Raw genomic sequence first — 19,309 nt, forward strand, 5'->3', positions numbered from 1 at the left:
TACTTTCACATAGTAATTTTGATTTTTTTAAAAAAATAATTTTAAATGCATTTTTTTTTGTTTGAAATACATTTAATATTCGCTAACTTTGTGATACTAAAACAAATAGAGAAACAGTTCGCCCAAAAAATAACATGTTTTTCAGAGCAATTTGTTTTTTATCAATACAATTAAGTTTCATCCCTAGAAAAATCATATTCTTTAGCAATTAACCAAGACGCTAAAGAACACCCTTAAATACTATGAATCTAAAATTTAGTTTGTTTAGTACGCTAGTTTTTTCATTGATTCAAGTGATTTTCACTGCTGGTAGCTTATTTGCGCAGACCCCTATCACTTTTAACACTCCAGGACAGTCCTTTTTTTATGTTCCCGCAGGAGTGACAAGTGTTACAGTTGATGTAATTGGTGCAGGTGGCGGTGGAGCAAATAGAACAACCAATAACCCTGGCGGCGGCGGCGGCGGCGGAGCATTTGCAAGATCAACGATAGCTGTTGTACCAGGTCAAGTATTATTTATCAATGTGGGTGCAGGAGGGAGAAGCGTTCCTTTTGCCAATGGTGGTGATTCTTGGGTTTCTTTAACCCCAAGTGTAGCCAATGCCATAGTGATTGCAGGCGGAGGAAATTCAGCGTCTGAAAACCAAACAACAGGAGCAGCGGGCGGTACGCCTTCTGGAAGCTTTGATATAGGTACCAGCGGAGGCTCGGGCGGTAATGGCCAAGCAAGTCCAAGAAGGGGCGGCGGCGGCGGCGGAGCTGGAAGAGCAGTAGGCAATGGTACAAATGGTGCAGTAGTAAACCAAGGGGCTCCTAATGGTGGACAAGGTGCAAGTTCAAATGGAGCCAATGGTTCAGCAGGTTCCACAGGTGGTGGAGGTGGCGGTTCAACCAGAAATGGGAATATTATTGTTACGGGAGGTACTGGAGGTGCTGGTGGCAATGGTGCCGTAACTGTAAGTTACAGTATGGCACCAATAACAGATGGAACAATTCTAGATGATGGCGCAACTTCCGACAATGCCCTTATTTCTTTCACTACTAGCGGTACATGGACACCCCCTGCTGGGTTGGAAGCTTTTGAAGTATTGGTCATCGGCGGAGGCGGCGGTGGAGGTAGAGGTACTTCAGCTGGTGGAGGTGGCGCAGGTCAGGTCCTCGTTCGCAGCTTTTCAAATATCAATGGAGGTGCTGGATTTAATGGTACTGAAAGTTTTGCAATCGAAATAGGTACAGGAGGCAGTGGCTCAGGCAATACTAATAACAGAGGAGTAAATGGAACATCTTCAAGCTTTGATTTAGGCGGAATCTATGAGGCAATTGCCGTAGGTGGTGGTGGTGGAGCCTCAGAAAATAATACTACAGGAAACTCAGGCGCTTCTGGCGGAGGAGGCTCAGGTCCGGGCAATGGAGGAAATGGGACTAATGGGAACAATGGAGGTAATGGCGCTCAACCAATCGCTTTTAGAGCAGGTGGTGGCGGTGGCGGTGCTGGTTCTAGCGGATCAAATGGAATTGTAGTACCTTTTACCTCATATACCACTGGCGGTAATGGTGGAGCGGGTGTTAACCCTACTGGATTTCCAGGTCCGTTTGCTGGAGGAGGAGGAGGTAACGGGATAATTTTCTTAGCACTGGGAGGCGGTGGATCTGGCGGTTCTGGCGGTGGTGGTAATGGCGGTGGTAATGGTAATGGTGGCTCCGGAGCGGCAAACTCAGGTTCTGGAGGTGGTGCTGGCGGAGCAGGGGGCGGCAATGGTGGCTCTGGAAGGGTAATCATCCGTTATCAAAACACCAGAATTCTTCCGGTCGAATATGTACATTTTGATGCACAGTTTGACCCCATCAATCGAGTAAATATCCTAGATTGGGCCACAGCTAAAGAATGGGAAAACTCCCACTTTGAAGTGGAACGTGCCCACAATCAAGTGAATGAATTCGTAAATATCGGTGAAGTAGAAGGTGCAGGATTTTCAGATGCCATCCTTTCTTACCAATTTAAAGACGATCATTTGCCACTTGCGGGAGGCATGCTTTACTATCGATTGAAACAGGTAGACTTTGGGGGTACTTTTTCCTACAGTGATGTGGTAGGTGTACGTGTCGATCCAATTCAAAGTACTGGTAAAACATGGAAAGCCTATCCTAATCCTACCAATGGTACCAATCTGAAAATCGAACTTACCAAACGGCAGGACTTCAAAGATGAAATGATACAATTACGACTAACAAGTCCATCAGGAGTCAGTCATGGTTACCTAGGAAGACGGATGGAAGAACTAAATCTAGAAGTCAATCAGGTTTTGGAGCGCTCTTCTCCAGGAGTCTACATCCTAGAGATTCGATGGGGTAATGAAGTTGAATATCATAAGATTTTGAAAAAATAAAATCAACTTTTAAAGAGCTCTTTCATTCAATTGAAAGAGCTTTTTTTCTTAGAATAAAATTAGTTTTCGATCAAATGTTAAGGGATTGCCCTTTTATCGTTTTTCCTCATACCAAGACTTATGTACGATCTTCCAGTGCCCATCGATCTTGAGTAAAGTCAGGTAATCGTAGTAATATACTCCCGGCCAAAAGAGTTCGGTGGTGGCTAAAGCCATGTAGCCTTTGAATTCGATATTGATCAAGCGATTATCAAAATCTGCTGGATTACGGGGAGTTCCTTGGGCGGTACCGGAAGCCCATTGTTCGTAGGGGGTTACGGTAAAGTTTTCCCCCCGGAAACCGATCAGGCGGGCATTGGCATCAAAGGCTTGATCTAATTTACTTCTATCCCGCTGCACCATTCCATCAAAGTAGAGCTGCACAGTAGCCGCAATCGCCTCCCGCTCCTCCACCTCCGTCTGCCCAACAACAGCCGAAGCAAACAAGAACATCACCAAAACCAAGCTTCCAATTTTTCTCATAATTTTCTATTTATTTCTCCGAAAAAGGGTTCTCGCAACGACCGCTACGATTATCGCAACGAACGCAAAGTTTTAGGATACGCCCCCCTAATATCCATTCAATCCCGAGGTCTCGGGACAAGTTATCTAAGTATCAATCAATATCCTTTTTCAGCCACTGATTTTCACAGATAAACACAGATGCTTTGCTGACGCAAATTAGTATGGAACAACACCATCCACTATTTCAATTTATTTCCACCTTATTTCAAAATACAAGTTCACGCCAAGCCCGCCACGATTATCGCAACGAGCGCAAGGTTTTAGGATACGCTCCCCAATATCTTATTATCCAATATCAACAAATATCCACCAATATCCCCTAATACCCCACCCCCATAGCATACAACCCAAATGCAAAAATATCCGCTATCTCTGCTATCTGCATGGCCGTAGGTTTACCTGCACCGTGGCCAGCGTTGGTTTCGATACGGATAAGCACTGGATTGTTGCCTTGATGGGCATCTTGTAGGGTGGCAGCAAATTTGAAGGAATGGGCTGGAACTACTCTGTCATCATGATCCGCAGTAGTTACCAAGGTAGCAGGATAAGCTGCCGGACGTAAGTTATGCAAAGGAGAATAGCCTTTTAAATAACGATACATTTCCTCGCTATCATCAGCCGTCCCGTAATCATAGGCCCAGCCAGCACCGGCCGTAAACTGATGGTAACGCAACATATCTAAAACCCCTACCGCTGGGAAAGCAACTTTGGCCAAATCCGGTCGCTGGGTCATCACCGCACCTACCAATAAACCACCGTTACTGCCTCCACGCAATGCCAAATAATCGGAAGAAGTATAGCCTTTTTCAATTAAATATTCCCCAGCAGCAATAAAATCATCAAAGACATTCTGCTTGTTCATTTTGGTGCCAGCCAAATGCCAATTTTCACCGTACTCTCCTCCTCCACGAAGGTTAGGCACGGCATACACCCCTCCATTTTCCAACCATACGGTATTGGCGATGCTGAACGATGGTGTCAAACTCACCCCAAAACCTCCATAGCCATATAAAATCGTTGGGTTCTTCCCATTCAATTCCAGTCCCTTCTTGTGAGTGATGATCATCGGAACGCGGGTACCATCTTTGGAGGTATAGAATACCTGATTGCTTTCGTATTGGCTAGGATCAAACTGAATTTTTGGTGCATTGTACAACATGGATGCTCCCGAGGCAATGTCGTAACGGTAAGACGAACTCGGATTGATGTACGAAGTGAAAGAATAATACACATACTCTGCATCATTTTTTCCAGAAAATCCTCCCGCAGTACCTACACCCGGCAGTTCAATCACACGCTCTTCATTTCCTTGGTAATCAAACTGACGAACTTCTGAAATGGCATCTTTCAAATAGGATGCGAAAAACTTTCCTCCTGCTTTCGAAATATCCAACACATTGTCTGTTTCTGGAATAAGGTCTACCCAATTGGATGGAGCGAATTTGCTGACGGAAGTTTTGACAAGTTTATTATTCGGTGCACCCAAGTTGGTGAAAATAAAGAAGTCTCCTCCAGCATGGTCCACCACGTAATGGGTATTGTCCATATTGTTGACGATCGGAATGATAGGCGTACTACTTCTAGTCAAATCCTGAAAATACAATTCATTGCCAGTCGTGCTATTCGCAGCAGTAATGATCAGATACTTACCCATCCTCTGTTACGCTCGCACCCACATACCTCCTAGGATTGTTATCATCACCAAAAACCAATACGTCTTGACTTTGGTCCGTGCCGAGTTTATGGTAGTATAATTTATGATTATTGGTAAATGCGGACAACTTGGAGCCTCCCGGCTTATCGTAGGTAGAATAGAAAAATCCTTCATTTCCCTTCCAGGCGATTCCGGTAAACTTGGCATCTAAAACCTTATCCTCCAAAGGCTCCTTGGTCAAGGCATTCATCACATAGATATCCCGCCAATCTGAACCCGCAACAGATACTGCGTAGGCAAACAAAGAACCATCAGAAGTAAAAGCAGCACCTCCCAAAGAGCTTGTCCCATCTTCCGATAATTTATTTGGGTCTAAAAAGAGTTCCTCTGCACCACCTTCGTAAGGTCTTCGGTACAGGATGGATTGATTTTGCAATCCATCATTTTTGTAGAAATACTCAAAATCCCCATTTTTGGACGGGGCAGAGATACGTTCGTAATTCCATACTTCTTCCAAGCGCTTTCGGATAGCTTCACGAAATGGAATTTGCTCCAAATAAGCGAAGGTCACTTCATTTTGGGCCTGCACCCAGGCTTTCGTTTCGTCGGCATAATCGTCTTCCATCCATCGGTAAGGGTCAGCAACTGACTCCCCCCAATAACTGTCTACATGGTCGGATTTTTTGGATTCAGGATAGGTCATGTCAATAGTTGGGAATTTTTCTTGGGGTTGGCAAGCAAGGGTAACAAGCCCTGCCGCTGTAACATACAAGATACTTTTAATGTTCATGGACTGTAAGTTTATGGGTTTATGTACAAAAGCAGTGTGAATTTAGGAATGTTTAGCGATGTATTCCTTAAATTTGCGGGATTGATTATCATGTAGGTAGCTAAAAATGGCAAAAAGAAGAGGCACAGCCCTTGAAGAACACGAAAAACGAAAGCTCAACAAACAGAATCTGAGTAAGCTGGGAGGGATATTTAAGTTTGTATGGCCGTATCGGTTCTCCTTTGTTATGGGAATGGTCTTCTTACTATTTTCCAGTCTTACGCTGCTGACTTTTCCCTTTGTAGCCGGTAAACTCATCGATACTGCCTCCGGAGAATCCTGGCTGGTAGAAGACATCAATGTCATTGCCTTGATGCTTGTAGGCATTTTGTTGATTCAAAGCGTTTTCTCCTTTTTCCGTGTGTGGCTTTTCGCTAAGGTCAATGAGCGGAGCATGCGGGATATCCGAAAGGCACTTTACTCCAAACTCGTGCAGCTTCCGATGACCTTCTTCGATAAGCGAAGAACGGGAGAACTTATCAGCCGAATTACATCCGATGTTAGCATGTTGCAGGAGGCTTTTTCCACGACATTAGCTGAACTCTTCCGTCAATTGATTACGCTTTTGGCAGGGGTCGCATTTTTGTTTTTTACCACACCCAAACTGACCTTATTTATGGTGGCTACCTTCCCCGTATTGGTCATTTTTGCCATGGTATTTGGTCGCTTTATTCGCAAACTCTCCAAGCAAACGCAAGATGAGTTGGCTGCTGCAAATGTAATCGTAGAAGAAACCATGCAGTCCATTATGACTGTCAAATCATTCGTTGGGGAAGATTATGAATCCAAGCGTTATGAAAGTGGCTTGAATCGCGTGGTCAGTGTAGCTTTGAAAGCTGCCGGATTTAGAGGGGCTTTTATTTCCTTTATCATCTTTGCTTTGTTTGGAGGGATTGTGGCCGTTATGTGGTACGGGGCAACTTTGGTAGCTTCTGGAGAAATGAGCGTGGGTGATTTGGTTTCCTTTGTTTTGTACACCACCTTCATTGGGGGTTCCATTGCTGGGCTAGGAGATATTTACGGACAAATCCAAAAAGCCATCGGTTCGTCCGAGCGGGTATTGGAGATTTTGGATGAGGAACCAGAAGTTTCTACAGCAGATTTTCAGCAAGTACCTGTATTTGGAAACATTGCTTTTGACCAAGTGACGTTTGCCTATCCTACACGAACTGAGGTAGATGTACTCAAAAACATGAGTTTCGCAGTAGAAGCGGGACAAAAAATCGCCCTAGCGGGACATAGCGGGGCAGGAAAATCCACCATTATCCAGTTATTGCTCAAGTTTTACGAAGTAAGCAAAGGGGAAATCCGTGTAGATGGAAAACCATTGAAGGATTGGAATTTGAAACAACTGCGCTCCAATATCGGGATCGTACCACAAGAGGTGTTATTGTTTGGTGGAAGTATCCGTGAAAACATTGCCTATGCAAAGCCTGATGCAACAGAGGAAGAAATCATCGAAGCTGCGAAAAAAGCCAATGCATGGCAGTTTATTACCAAACTTCCGGAAGGTTTGGACACTTTGGTAGGCGAGCGAGGCATCAAACTATCCGGAGGACAGCGTCAGCGGGTAGCGATTGCACGGGCAATCTTGAAAGACCCGGCTATTTTGATCTTGGACGAGGCAACCTCTTCTTTGGATGCGGAGTCGGAATCCTTGGTGCAGGAGGCGTTGGATGAGTTGATGAAAAACAGAACCACCATCATCATTGCGCATAGACTTGCTACCATCCGTAAGGTGGATAAAATCTATGTACTATCAGAAGGCAAAATCGTAGAACAAGGCTCTCACGAATCGCTGGCTTCTCAGGAAGAAGGCTTTTATGCCAACTTGGTACGATTGCAGTTTGCGGAGTGATTTTTTGACACAGATAAAGACAGATTTCGCAGTTTACCACAGTTTGTACCTGAATGGAGGTTGAGGTTTTACCCTTAAGAAATCATTCAGTAATCAAACTTTTTTTACTGGAATTGCATTCTTAAAACGAATCAAACTCACAACAGCGATCATGGAAAGACCAGATTTCAATATAGCAGAAGTAAACAAAATCATCCGTGGACGTAGGTCCATGTTTGTAGCACAATTCAAGGAAAATGACCCTGTAGATGATGCCATCATCGAGGAAATGCTCACCAATGCCACATGGGCACCTACCCATAAACTGACGGAACCATGGGAATTTACCGTGTTTTCGGGAGAAGGCTTGAAGCGCTTTTCAGAATTCCAATCAGGCCTTTACAAGGAGCGAGCAGAAAAAGCTGGCAATTTTATCGAAGCTACCTACCAAAAACTGAAAGAAAACCCACTCAAAGCCTCCCACATCATCGCCATACAGCTCAAGCGTGACCTTCGTGCAAACTTACCTGTGATGGAAGAAATTGCAGCTGTTGCCATGGCTGTGCAAAACATGTACCTAACCGCCTCTGCCCACGGCCTTGCTGCCTACTGGGGAACCGGCGGACCAACATTCTGGCCGGAAGCCAAGGAATGGTTTGGTTTGGGCGAAGAAGATATGTTGATGGGCTTCTTCTACGTAGCCAAACCCGCTACAGACAGATGGCCAGCAGGGAGAAGAAGACCAGTTGGGGAGAAGGTGAATTGGGTTAGGTAATGATATATGCTAGCGCGATATAAGTTGAAATAAGCCTATTGGCGATATATTGGTGGCGTTTAAATAAGGAAATTATTCTTTAAAAAAACGTCAAGTGATTTCAGGACGAGACAATGGAGGGAGGAATGGTAGAATGAAGGTGGAAGGATGAAGGTGGAAGGATGAAGGATGAGGGATGAAGGATGAAGGATGAAGGTGCTGCAAGCAGGAGGCGAGAAGCGTAGGGAAATGTAGAATGAAGGTGCCACGGTGGCTGAGCGGAGTCGAAGCCAGTGAACAGTGAGCAGTGGGAAGTGAACAGTGGCAAAAAAAGATATCCTTAAAATCAAACAATTGCATTTTTAGTAGAAGACCCGGCAGGTTTTTAAAACCTGCCGGGTCTGGATTTTCGATGTAGAAGTGAAGTCCACAGAGCAAAAATCCATCATTCCCTTGGCGAGCGTGGCGGAAAAGCGTTGCGCTCGTGGCGTGAAAAAAAGCGCCTCCTTTCGCAAGTCTGAAGACTTAAACCACACCGTGGACAGTCGACCGACCAACCGTGGACCACTTCTTACATTCCACTGAATCTTGGAGGCTCGATGCCATTGGCTCTAATGTAGGAAATTGCCGCCCCTCTGTGGTGGGTAGTGTGGTCATCGATCAAGGCTAATACTTGTCTGCGACTAGCTGTACTACCAAAGATTTCTACATTCTCGGCAAACTGGGCAGCAGTCAGTCCACTGGCAGTGATCTTTACATAATCATAGCTTGCGGCAACTAAGGCTTTTAATTCCTCCTTGGTTGTTGGCTTTACACTCGGATCAAAAGATGGATCTGCTCCCATCATAAAGTTCTTCGCGATCATCACCATCGCTCCAGAAAGGTGTGTCACTTGCTCATTGAAACTCATAGCAGAAGCATGCGGCTTGTAGTCTAATAAGTTATCCGGCATTTTATCTACCACGTCCAGGGTAAACTGCTTGCCATTGTCCCATTTGGCAACAAATTCTTCCAGGGTTGTTTGTGCGGATACAGAAAATGCTGAAAAAACCATCAGCAAACTAAGCACAGTTCCGAAAATTAAATGCATCTTTTTCATCGTTTAGCGTGTTTTGTACGTTTGAGTTAGGAAAACTTTTGATCAAAGTACTACCTTTGACCTATGCATAACAGAATACTTTGCACGCTTGTTTCCATTTGCTTCCTTTTCTCATGCGGACAGGATTATTTACCCAAACCCAATGGCTACAACCGCATTGATCTACCCGAGCGGGCATTTGATGTGCTAAGCATGCCCCAGCCATATATTTTTCAACATTCAGCGCATGCACAGGTAGAACCTGATTCCTTCAATTTGGCAGAAAAAACATGGATTAATCTGAATTATCAGGATCTAGGTGCCAAGGTCCACCTCACTTACCTAACCCTAGAATCCAAAGGCAAAGACATCAAAATGGTCTTAAATGATGCCATCAATCTGACAGCCAAGCACCAAATCAAAGCCTATGGTATTGAAGAATCCATTTTGCTGACACCGAAAGGCTACACAGGAGTAGTCGCGGAGTTGACAGGTGAAGTGCCTACGCAGTTCCAGTTTTTTGTGACCGATTCTACCGAAAATTTCCTTCGGGGCGCTTTGTACTTCAATACGGCTATGAAAAATGACTCCCTCTCCCCTGTCATTGAATACATCAAGGTAGATTTGATCCATTTGATCAATACCTTGGAGTTTAAGAAGTTGTAAGAGTTTCCAAAAACAGACTCGAAAACTTTTAAACGATTATTCAACTGTGTTCATTGGAGGAATTATTTGCCATAGTGGGGAAAGAAAAGCGAATTTACTATCTTAGTAAACCAATAAACCCCTTCCCGCTATGACCTTAGAAGCTGTTTTTGCCATGGCAAGCACCTTGGCATTCTTTGCCTGGATAGGCTTGTTTATCTTTTACGCGCAATCCTGGATTTACAGCACATTGTTTTCCGGTGTCCTGATTCTCCTTGGTGGAACATATATTTTCTACCTCATCTACGGTATCAGTTCGGGAGACATGGAAGGAGCTGGATTTGGAAGTTTAGCAGAAGTGAAAGCTTTAATGAGTTCAGATGAAGCCTTACTAGCGGGTTGGATTCATTATTTGGCCTTTGATTTATTTGTAGGCATGTGGATAGCCCATGATGCTTGGAAAAAAGACATCAGCAGGTGGCTATTGTTACCGGCCCTGTTAGGCACCTTTATGGCAGGACCTTTGGGATTAATGCTCTACTTTATCATCCGGGCGGGTAAAACAGGTAAATTGGTCCAATCCACGATTGACTAGCAAAGGTTGAATACCAAATTTTATTTTAATTCGGACAGAAATTTTTGGCTAAACTTTAAATTATTTTGAAATGGCCTTGAGCCACAATGGAAAATGTTTGTATCTTTGACGGGCAAATAGGGTTACCTAACCACATTTGCCATGAACAGAAATTCAGATAAATTCCTCTACGAAGCACTCACCTACGACGATGTGCTTTTGGTTCCCGGATACTCAGAAGTATTGCCGAGAGACACCAACACCTCCACTCAACTTACTAAGAACATCCGATTGAACATTCCGCTTGTGTCCGCTGCTATGGATACCGTGACGGAATCTGAATTGGCCATTGCGATTGCATTGGAAGGAGGACTTGGATTCATCCACAAAAACATGTCCATTGAGAAGCAAGCAGCGCAGGTTCGCAAAGTGAAGCGTTCTCAGGCAGGGATGATTTTGGATCCAATCACGTTAGCTATCGAAGCAAAGGTGAAGGATGCAGAAGCCATCATGCGTGAATATCATATTGGTGGTATTCCGGTGGTTGATGAGCATAGAATTTTAAAAGGAATCATTACCAATCGTGACCTTCGCTTTATCAAAGATCCCAATGTCAATATCAAAGATATCATGACGGTGGATGGCCTGATTACCGCCAAAGCGGGAGTCTCCCTCGAACAAGCAGAAGAGATTCTTCAGGAATATAAAATCGAAAAACTCCCCATCGTAGATGAGGAATACCGATTGACAGGGTTGATTACCTACAAGGATATCCTGAAAAGAAAAGATAAGCCACACGCCTGCAAAGATGAATATGGTCGTCTGAGAGTGGGTGCGGCAGTTGGCGTAACGGCTGATATCGTGGAGCGTGTAGAAGCATTGAAAAATGCAGGAGTAGATGTAGTATCTATTGACACAGCACACGGACATTCCAAAGGTGTGATCGATACCTGTAGAAAAATCAAGCAGGTATTCCCTGACCTGGATGTAATCGTAGGTAACATTGCAACTCCTGAGGCGGCGATTGCATTGGCTGAAGCAGGTGCTGATGCAGTAAAAGTAGGGGTTGGACCAGGTTCCATCTGTACTACCCGTGTCATTGCTGGAGTGGGCGTTCCTCAACTTTCAGCGGTGTTTGAATGTGCTGAGGCTTTGAAAGGTCGAAATGTACCCGTAATTGCTGATGGAGGTATCCGTTATTCTGGTGATTTGGTGAAAGCGATTGCAGCAGGAGCAGGTTCTATTATGATCGGATCACTCTTAGCAGGGACCGAAGAAGCTCCTGGGGAAATGATTATTTACGAAGGAAGGAAATTCAAAACCTACAGAGGGATGGGCTCCTTGGAAGCTATGGAGTCAGGGTCCAAAGACCGTTACTTCCAAGATGCGGAAGACAATATCAAAAAACTGGTACCGGAAGGAATCGTTGGTAGAGTTGCTTACAAAGGTCAGGTTGCGGAAGTATTGTACCAATTGGTTGGAGGTCTTCAGGCCGGTATGGGCTATTGCGGTACCCAATCCATTGAAGACTTACAGCGTGATGGTAAATTTGTCAAAATCACCGCTGCCGGTGTAAAAGAATCCCATCCACACGATGTAAGTATTACTAGAGAGGCTCCGAATTATTCGGCGAAGTTGTAATCTCAAGTGCAATTAGTAAAAAAGGGTCACAAAGGACCCTTTTTTTACTCTATCTCAAGACACCCTAATTCGTCCCAGTCTTTATGGAATAAAAACTTTTCAATTAAGCTCTTGTTTGATGTTCTCTATCCGCAGCGTAAGCTAAGCAAGCCAATATATCTTCAATTGTCAACTCAGGAAAATCTTCTTGCACGTAGTATGTAAGAGGCTGTCTCAAAAGACTTCGCTTTTAAAACAGCCTTGATTAGGATCTAATTCAACCTCCTCAAATACCTGAAGAACTCACTGTCCGTAGACAAGACCAAACTGGTATTTTCATCCAATGATTTTTCGAAGCTTTCCATGGATCGAAGAAACTTGTACAAGTCTACTGCCTGACGATTACGGTTATAGGCTGCAGCATAAATATTGGTTGCCTCAGCATCCGCTCTACCTTTGATTTCTTCTGCCAGCTTAAATGCCTCTGACTGGATCTGGGCTAAATCTCTTTCCTTGTTACCTTCGATTTTTCTTGCCTCTCCTTGACCCTCTGATTTAAACTGATCAGCTATTCTCACACGCTCGGAAATCATTCTATCATACACACGATCTCTAACCTCGTCCACATAGTTCATACGCTTGAACCTGAAATCCAAAATCCGTACGCCCAAATCTGTTGTACGTTCATTCGCTTTTTCCAAAATAATTTTCTCGATTTGCGCACGACCTACTGATATATCCTCAAGGATTTCTATTTCTTCCATAAAATCCTCGGTTACCTCAGGATCTCTATTGGTTGAACGCACCAAATCCAACAAGTCATGGCTCGCTACCGCATTTCTGGTTTCCCCATCCAGGATATCATCCAATCGGGACTGGGCAGAGCGCTCATCGCGTAGACGGATAAAAAACTGCAAAGGATTGGTAATCTCCCAACGGGCGTAGGAATCCACAAAGATGAATTTCTTGTCCTTGGTAGGTACCTGATTTCTATCTCCGTCCCATTCCAAGTAGCGCTTATCAAAAAACTGCACCTTATGCAGGAATGGAATCTTGACATTAATTCCCGGCTCTGTACGTGGCTCTCCTACCGGCTTACCAAACTGAGTAACAATTGCCTGCTTGGTTTCATCCAAGATATATACACTATTCCACAAAAGAATTGCAGCAATAGCTCCAACGATGATCAATACTGTTCCTTTCGTACTCATGGTGTATTCGTCTTTACTTTATCAATATTCAACAAAGGCAATACATTATTACCTTTTTCATCCACAATAATCTTATTGCCGATTTTAGGAAGCACGCGCTCCATGGTCTCCAAATAGATCCGCTGCTTGGTTACTTCCGGTGCTTTGACGTAGGCATCAAACAACGATGTGAAACGCTCTGCTTCCCCTTTCGCTCTGTTAACCCGATTTAAAGCATAAGCTTCTGCCAATTGAATCGTTTCTTCCGCCTCACCTCTTGCACGTGGGATAACACGGTTGTATTCTGCTTCAGCTTGATTGATTAAGGTTTCACGTTCCTGCTGGGCCTGGTTTACTGCATTAAAGGAAGGTTTTACTGGCTCAGGTGGATTCACATCCTGCAATACCACTTGGTCAATACGGATGCCATTTTCGTATTCATCACACATTCTCTGTAAAAGAACTTCCACCGAACTCGCTACTTCCTGCCTTCCCACTGTCAATACTTCATTTACGGTTCTGTCACCCACAATTTTACGCATAGCTGCCTCAGACATGTCTCGCAAGGTTTTCTCTGCATTGCGCACGCGGAACAAGTAACGATAGGAGTCTACGATTCGGTACTGTACAACCCACTCCACATCGGACAGATTCAAATCACCTGTCAACATCATACTCTCATCACCATAAGAGCTCTTCGTATATTGAGTAGGGGCACCTGAACTATCAGTAGATCTAAACCCAAATTCCTGTTTCAATTGACGCTGTACAGGAATTTTAAACATGCGCTCCACTCCAAATGGAACGATAAAGTTCAATCCCGGATCCACCGTACGGTTATACTTTCCTAGTTGAATCACAACACCTTCTTCCTCAGGTCCCACCGTTTTAACTCCCGTAACAACAGCAGCTAATAAAATAAATCCGCCGATGATCCTAGGAGCAAATTTCTTAATCCAATCCGGATCAATATTCACTTCGTAATTTCTATCTTCCATTAGTTTATTTGGTTTCAGCTTCTAATTTACGGCTTAAAGTTAAGAATGTTGGGGAAAACGGATAATTCTGAAATTTTAAAAGTGTAATTGTCTTTCAATACTTGATTTCTTCCCTCGCTTGCAGAGTAAAAATAGTAAAAGCTTAAAACTGTATGTAATGTATAATTGTAACTGTTTAAAGTTCCAGCTTAAAAATAGACTAAAAAAGTAAAGGGAAGAAACGGATTTTCTCTTCCCTAAAAGTAACTTATTACAGCAAACTTAAATTATTTAAATTTGATTTCTGTTCTTCGATTAAGTTGGTGCATAATACTTGAACATGGCAATTCGTCGCAATCATTAATTGGTTGAGATTTACCAAACCATTCAAACTCCAATCTTGCAGCTTCAACGCCTCTATTGATCAAATAATCCATAACAACTTGAGCCCTCCGTTCACTTAGATCTCTATTATAATCATCATTTCCACGTTGATCCGTATGACCTGCAATATAAAGTTGTAGATTTGTCATTTTTCTCAGCATAATTGCGGTTCTTTCTAACTCTTCTTTATGGACAGACCTTAATGTGTTCTTGTCAAAATCAAAATAAATTGTTGGTAGACTATTTAACTCTGCCTGTAAAGCATCAAAAAGATTGGTCTGGTTACACAGCTCTTTCCCAATCAACTCTTTAGGTAATTCATATTGTTTTGTAATATCTGGAAAAGCCTCTAAAACCAACTCGCTTCTTCTATTTAGTTGATGCTCCCTTTCAGGACAAGGGATGCCATTTCCACAATCATTTATAAGGTTTTCTTCCCCAAACCATTCTAACTTAATCCTTTCTCCATTAATATTATATTTTGCAAGATAATCCCTGACAGCATCTGCCCTCCTTTGACTCAGAGCCAAATTATAAGTTTCACTAGCCCTAGAGTCTGTATGACTACCAACTAACAAATCAAGAAAATTATATCTGTTCATTAATTCAGCTATCTTATCTAAGGCCTCCTCAGCATCCTTTCTAATTTTGGATCTGTCTAGATCGTAATAAACAATATCCACATAAACAGGTGTTTGATATGGAATAGCAGCCAATTTATATTCTTTTTCAAGTTTTTCTTCTTTTACACCTACAGTACTTAAAGAATTATCAGTAAGACTAAAGTACCCTTTTTTAGTAATAGAAAGATTAAAGTTCTTTTCTGGCAATAAATCTGCAAAAAGCTCTCCATTCGGTCCTCTTTTGGTACTAACTTCATCACCATTCTTAATTTTGATTTCAGCATCAAATTCATCTGAAATAATATTACCTTCACAATCAAGCACTTTAGCAATTAGTCGCTTGTGAAGATCTTCAATTAAATAAATATCATCCAATCCAATGCCCCCTTGTCTATCAGAGGATAAATACCTTTTGCCATCTTCAAATTCAACATAAGCAAAATCATCACGTGGGCTATTAAAAGGAAAGCCTAAATTCTCAGCAACTCCAAAATTGTTAAGCTGTATTTCTGACTTGAAAATATCCATGCCTCCAAGACCAGAACGCCCGTTAGAACTAAAGTACAGGAAATTTCCTGAAATAGATGGATGGCTTTCATTCATAACCGTGTTGATTTCTCCACCAAGGTTTACCGGTTCACCAAAATTTTCCGTACCATCAAAATCAACAAAATAAAGATCATATCCCCCATAACCTCCTTCTCTATTTGAAGAAAAATACACCTTACCATTAATTTCATCAAAAAAAGCATTCATCATACCATATTCCAGCATGCTATTGAATGGAAAAGGCTTGCTGTTAGTTACTTGTCCACTCTGATCAAGTTCTCCATAAAAAATTCCAGGATAATTGATTAAATCCAAACTCCTCTTTCTTCTTCCCTTAATTTTAGTTTGACCTATAAACGCCGTATAGAAAATCTTGTTGCCATTAGCGAAAATTTGAGCATCTGAAACATGTTGAACTCCTTCCAAATCAAGAGAAACCACTTGTACTTTACCAGAATTATTACTTATATACAACTTGTAAAATTCCCGTTCGTTGAAATTACTTTTTTCATTGGAAAAAATATTGTTTTTGGCATCTAACCTAATCGACTTTCTTTTAGAAGTCGAAGTTTCTCCTCTATCACTCGTAAAAAACAAATCCTCGCCTCTTCTAGATAATCCATAATCCGAACCATCACTATTCACATGAGGAACCGGAACCAATTTAATAGGTTTTCTTTCAGAGTAAAACTTCTCTAAAAGCTCCAAATCAAACCCCGGAAAATCAAAAGAACTATAACCTCCTTTTTTTAAGAATTCATTTAAATCTTCCGCTTCACCAGCTTGCATGGCAGCAATCAAATATAAATAAAAATCATCTTTAGTAGAGTCATCATAAGAAACTACAACAGCCCACCATTCGAATGCTTTATCATAATCCCGAATTGTTTGGTAAGTAATAGCAAGCTTCCGCGCAGTGGTATAGGTTTCCTTTTTTGCATAAGCTTCAGAATACATTTCAGCAGCGTGCAAATAGTTTTCCAAATAAAATTGCTTATCCGCATACCGAAGTAACGGTCGCTGTGCTTGTATTTCTGTTTGAAACAAAAACAAAAAAACTACAGCAAAAATCCTTAAATATATTTTTTTCCTTCTCATGGTAAGTACCATCTTGGGTATTAATGTTTTAAATAAATAACTCTTACATAATTTTTTATAACTACTTCTGAAGTATTTTTTAGAATTATTGTAAGAGCTGGAAATTACATACGTTTTTTTATACAGTACTGAAACACTTTTTCATTGAATATCAGCTTGAGAAAATCATCAATACTCAACGGTCTTCTGGAGGTATAAATATGCCCAAGTGAATAATTCTAGTTACTTGCCGTAGCTATCTACAGGAGAAACTTCTCCCATAGACACTACAACAACTAAATTCAATTTTTACACTATTACTTTATTCTTTTACTACTTGAATCCAGCCTTTAAACTCATGAGACTTACCTTGCTTATCAACAGCTCTAAATATATAGAAATATGTGCCAGCAACTTGTCCCGGAGCATCCCAATTGTTTTGGTAATCCTCAGTTTGGAAGACATGGTCACCATATCTGTTAAATATTACAATGCTATTGCTCACAAATTTATTTATTCCCTTGATCTCAAACCTATCATTCAATCTATCGCCATTAGGCGTAATCACATTTGGAATGAAGAATGGACGAACCGTATTAACATCACTGTCAGAATTATTTTGTGTGTTTTCGTCTTCCTCTTTGCTACTCACTGTAACTACATTAGTAATTGTCTGAGAGTTAGTTCCAGTTAATGCGTTTGCCCTCACCCTTAATTTAATTTCAAGGAATCCGTCCGCTGGGAAGAATGGAACCGTCCAAAGAAGTCTATCACCTTGAATACTAAAGGTTACATCTAAACCTGATACAGAACTGATGACAGATTGACTAATGAAGGACACACCTGAAGGTAATATATCTTCAACAATAACTTCTGTTGCATTTGTACCACCAATATTAGTGACTATGATATCATATTCAAAATCATCACCTTCCCAAATTTCCACACCACGAGATGTCTTTTCAATAGCTAAGTCAACAGTATTTACAGTAACAACTACCGGAGCTATGGCCTCTAGAGTAAATTCACCTCTCCTGAAAAACAACCTATTGATAATATCACCTGCTTCAAGGACTAATGCATCAAGATTTATCTCTATAGTCTCACCAATGCCTACTTCAACGAAATCCCAGAATAGATCTCCCGAAGGATCTACACTTGAACTTATAAACATCAATTCCGAAGGAAGTAAATCCACTAACCTGACATCAGTTAACACAAACTCACTTCTATTGGTGAATTTTAACGTATATGTAAGGATATCACCGACAGAAGCATTAATAATATTGACTGTTTTTTCGATATCTACCAATATTGGCCTTACAAGAACAGTAACAATAGCCTCACTACAATTCGGAATTGGACTACTGAAATCACAAACTTGGTAAGTAAAGCTATCAGTACCCGAGAAGCCAAATTCAGGAATGAACGTTACTGTTCCATCATCATTTATAATTATTGTACCATTAGACGGCTGACTAGTGATTTGAAGACTTGCAACATTCAAAGGAAGATCAGAAAGATCATTTCCTAGAATATCTACAGTTATCGCAGTATCCTCGTTGGTTACAAACTCATCATCTTCAGCTTCAACTCTATTTCCTTCCACAGTAATAGATATAGTAGCTACCGAACAATTATCAGGATTCAACAATTCACAAATGCTGTATGTCAATTCATAAGTACCAGTTGAAGTTCCTGGAGCTACTGTTATGGTACCATCCGGATTTAGAATCAATCCAGGAGCCGAGGTAATTACGGTCAGACTTACATCTTCTAGGCTCACAGGACGACCATTCAATGTATCATTATCTAGTACACTCGGAGTCGTTCCACCATTTACTCCATTAATTGGTCCGAAATTATCATTACTTGCATCAATTTCAGATTTAATGATAGTTATCCTTACAGTAGCTATACTGCAATTTGAAGGATTTAAAGTATCACAAATTCTATATGTCAACACATATTCCCTTGGTTCATTTAATCCAGGAGTCAAAATAGATAAATTACCATCTTCATCAATAAATAATCCTTGGATACCATCGAGTTCTAAGAACTCAAAATCTATCTGACCTTCTGACGGCCTTTCTCCATTTAATAGATCGTTATCTAAAATATTTCCTAAGTTCCCAAAGAAATTAAAGAAATATGTTCCAAGATCATCATCATTAGCAATGATCTCAGGACCCACTACCGTAACAGTGGCCGTCGCTGTGTCACAGTTGCCAGGATTCAATACCTCACAGATGCTATAGGTCAACTCATAATCTCCCGCAGGCGTATTCGGTGCTACCGTTATTGTGCCATCAGGGTTCAACCTCAACTCAGGGTCTGAACTTACTACCGTCAAAGTCACATCTGATGGATCTACAGGGTCTCCGTTCAAGGTATCGTTACCCAATACACTCGCTGTTGTTCCACCATCTGCTCCGTTGATCGGGCCTAAGTCATCATCATTAGCATCTATTCTTGGTGCGGCTACAGTTACCGTTACAGTCGCTGTGTCACAGTTGCCAGGATTCAATAACTCACAGATGCTATAGGTCAACTCGTAATCTCCCGCA

Annotated in this window: 14 protein-coding genes; 6 read left to right on the forward strand and 8 right to left on the reverse strand. The window is 41.8% G+C overall.

Annotation, left to right across the window (positions count from 1 at the left end):
• Positions 1 to 242: 242 nt before the first annotated feature.
• On the forward strand, positions 243 to 2,387 hold the full coding sequence (locus tag IE080_RS19645; protein WP_189582792.1) for a T9SS type A sorting domain-containing protein: 2,145 nt from the start codon (positions 243 to 245) through the stop codon (positions 2,385 to 2,387).
• Positions 2,388 to 2,480: 93 nt separating this feature from the next.
• Here the strand turns inward: IE080_RS19645 and IE080_RS12185 are convergent, their stop codons facing one another.
• The 3 genes from IE080_RS12185 to IE080_RS19505 all read right to left on the reverse strand — a co-directional run bounded on the left by IE080_RS12185 (position 2,481) and on the right by IE080_RS19505 (position 5,395).
• Complete coding sequence (locus tag IE080_RS12185; protein ID WP_189582795.1) at positions 2,481 to 2,909, reverse strand: nuclear transport factor 2 family protein; 429 nt, start codon at positions 2,907 to 2,909, stop codon at positions 2,481 to 2,483.
• 361 nt (positions 2,910 to 3,270) lie between these two features.
• Positions 3,271 to 4,605, reverse strand: coding sequence for a prolyl oligopeptidase family serine peptidase (locus IE080_RS19500; protein ID WP_229800615.1), 1,335 nt, complete (start codon positions 4,603 to 4,605; stop codon positions 3,271 to 3,273).
• Positions 4,598 to 5,395 carry a prolyl oligopeptidase family protein gene (locus tag IE080_RS19505; RefSeq protein WP_229800616.1) on the reverse strand — a complete coding sequence of 266 codons (798 nt, stop codon included), beginning with the start codon at positions 5,393 to 5,395 and terminating at the stop codon, positions 4,598 to 4,600. Before IE080_RS19505 ends, IE080_RS19500 begins: the two co-directional genes overlap by 8 nt.
• Positions 5,396 to 5,501: 106 nt before the next feature.
• Between IE080_RS19505 and IE080_RS12195 the strand changes: the two genes are divergently transcribed.
• Together IE080_RS12195 and IE080_RS12200 are read left to right on the forward strand one after the other, a co-directional pair.
• Positions 5,502 to 7,292 carry an ABC transporter ATP-binding protein gene (locus tag IE080_RS12195; protein ID WP_189582798.1) on the forward strand — a complete coding sequence of 597 codons (1,791 nt, stop codon included), beginning with the start codon at positions 5,502 to 5,504 and terminating at the stop codon, positions 7,290 to 7,292.
• Between the two features lie 151 nt (positions 7,293 to 7,443).
• On the forward strand, positions 7,444 to 8,046 hold the full coding sequence (locus IE080_RS12200; protein ID WP_189582801.1) for a nitroreductase family protein: 603 nt from the start codon (positions 7,444 to 7,446) through the stop codon (positions 8,044 to 8,046).
• Positions 8,047 to 8,596: 550 nt separating this feature from the next.
• On the opposite strand, the gene IE080_RS12205 is transcribed toward IE080_RS12200, so the two are convergent.
• Positions 8,597 to 9,124: a DinB family protein gene (locus tag IE080_RS12205; protein WP_189582803.1), complete on the reverse strand. Its 528-nt coding sequence runs from the start codon at positions 9,122 to 9,124 to the stop codon at positions 8,597 to 8,599.
• Between the two features lie 63 nt (positions 9,125 to 9,187).
• Here IE080_RS12205 and gldD point away from each other — a divergent pair, with 63 nt between their 5' ends.
• The 3 genes from gldD (at position 9,188) to guaB (ending at position 11,963) form a co-directional block, all read left to right on the forward strand.
• A complete protein-coding gene (gene gldD, locus IE080_RS12210; RefSeq protein ID WP_189582806.1) occupies positions 9,188 to 9,769 on the forward strand; it encodes a gliding motility lipoprotein GldD in 582 nt (193 codons plus the stop codon).
• Positions 9,770 to 9,899: 130 nt separating this feature from the next.
• Positions 9,900 to 10,343 (forward strand): ABA4-like family protein, encoded by a 444-nt coding sequence (locus IE080_RS12215; RefSeq protein ID WP_189582808.1) that lies wholly within the window; start codon positions 9,900 to 9,902, stop codon positions 10,341 to 10,343.
• A gap of 141 nt (positions 10,344 to 10,484) precedes the next feature.
• Positions 10,485 to 11,963, forward strand: a complete 1,479-nt coding sequence (guaB, locus tag IE080_RS12220; protein ID WP_189582810.1) for an IMP dehydrogenase — start codon at positions 10,485 to 10,487, stop codon at positions 11,961 to 11,963.
• Between the two features lie 251 nt (positions 11,964 to 12,214).
• Here guaB and hflC read toward each other — a convergent pair whose 3' ends face one another.
• From hflC to IE080_RS12245, 4 genes are all read right to left on the reverse strand, one after another.
• Positions 12,215 to 13,153 carry a protease modulator HflC gene (gene hflC, locus IE080_RS12230; RefSeq protein WP_189582812.1) on the reverse strand — a complete coding sequence of 313 codons (939 nt, stop codon included), beginning with the start codon at positions 13,151 to 13,153 and terminating at the stop codon, positions 12,215 to 12,217.
• On the reverse strand, positions 13,150 to 14,130 hold the full coding sequence (gene hflK, locus IE080_RS12235; protein ID WP_189582814.1) for an FtsH protease activity modulator HflK: 981 nt from the start codon (positions 14,128 to 14,130) through the stop codon (positions 13,150 to 13,152). The genes hflC and hflK overlap by 4 nt, the downstream gene beginning before the upstream one ends.
• A 266-nt stretch (positions 14,131 to 14,396) precedes the next feature.
• Complete coding sequence (locus IE080_RS12240) at positions 14,397 to 16,763, reverse strand: OmpA family protein (protein ID WP_229800617.1); 2,367 nt, start codon at positions 16,761 to 16,763, stop codon at positions 14,397 to 14,399.
• Positions 16,764 to 17,064: 301 nt separating this feature from the next.
• The coding region (locus IE080_RS12245; protein WP_189582819.1) for an Ig-like domain-containing protein at positions 17,065 to 19,309 on the reverse strand (2,245 nt) is incomplete at its 5' end.

The sequence above is a fragment of the Mongoliitalea lutea genome, assembly GCF_014652135.1.
GTDB classification, from domain to species: Bacteria; Bacteroidota; Bacteroidia; order Cytophagales; family Cyclobacteriaceae; genus Mongoliitalea; species Mongoliitalea lutea.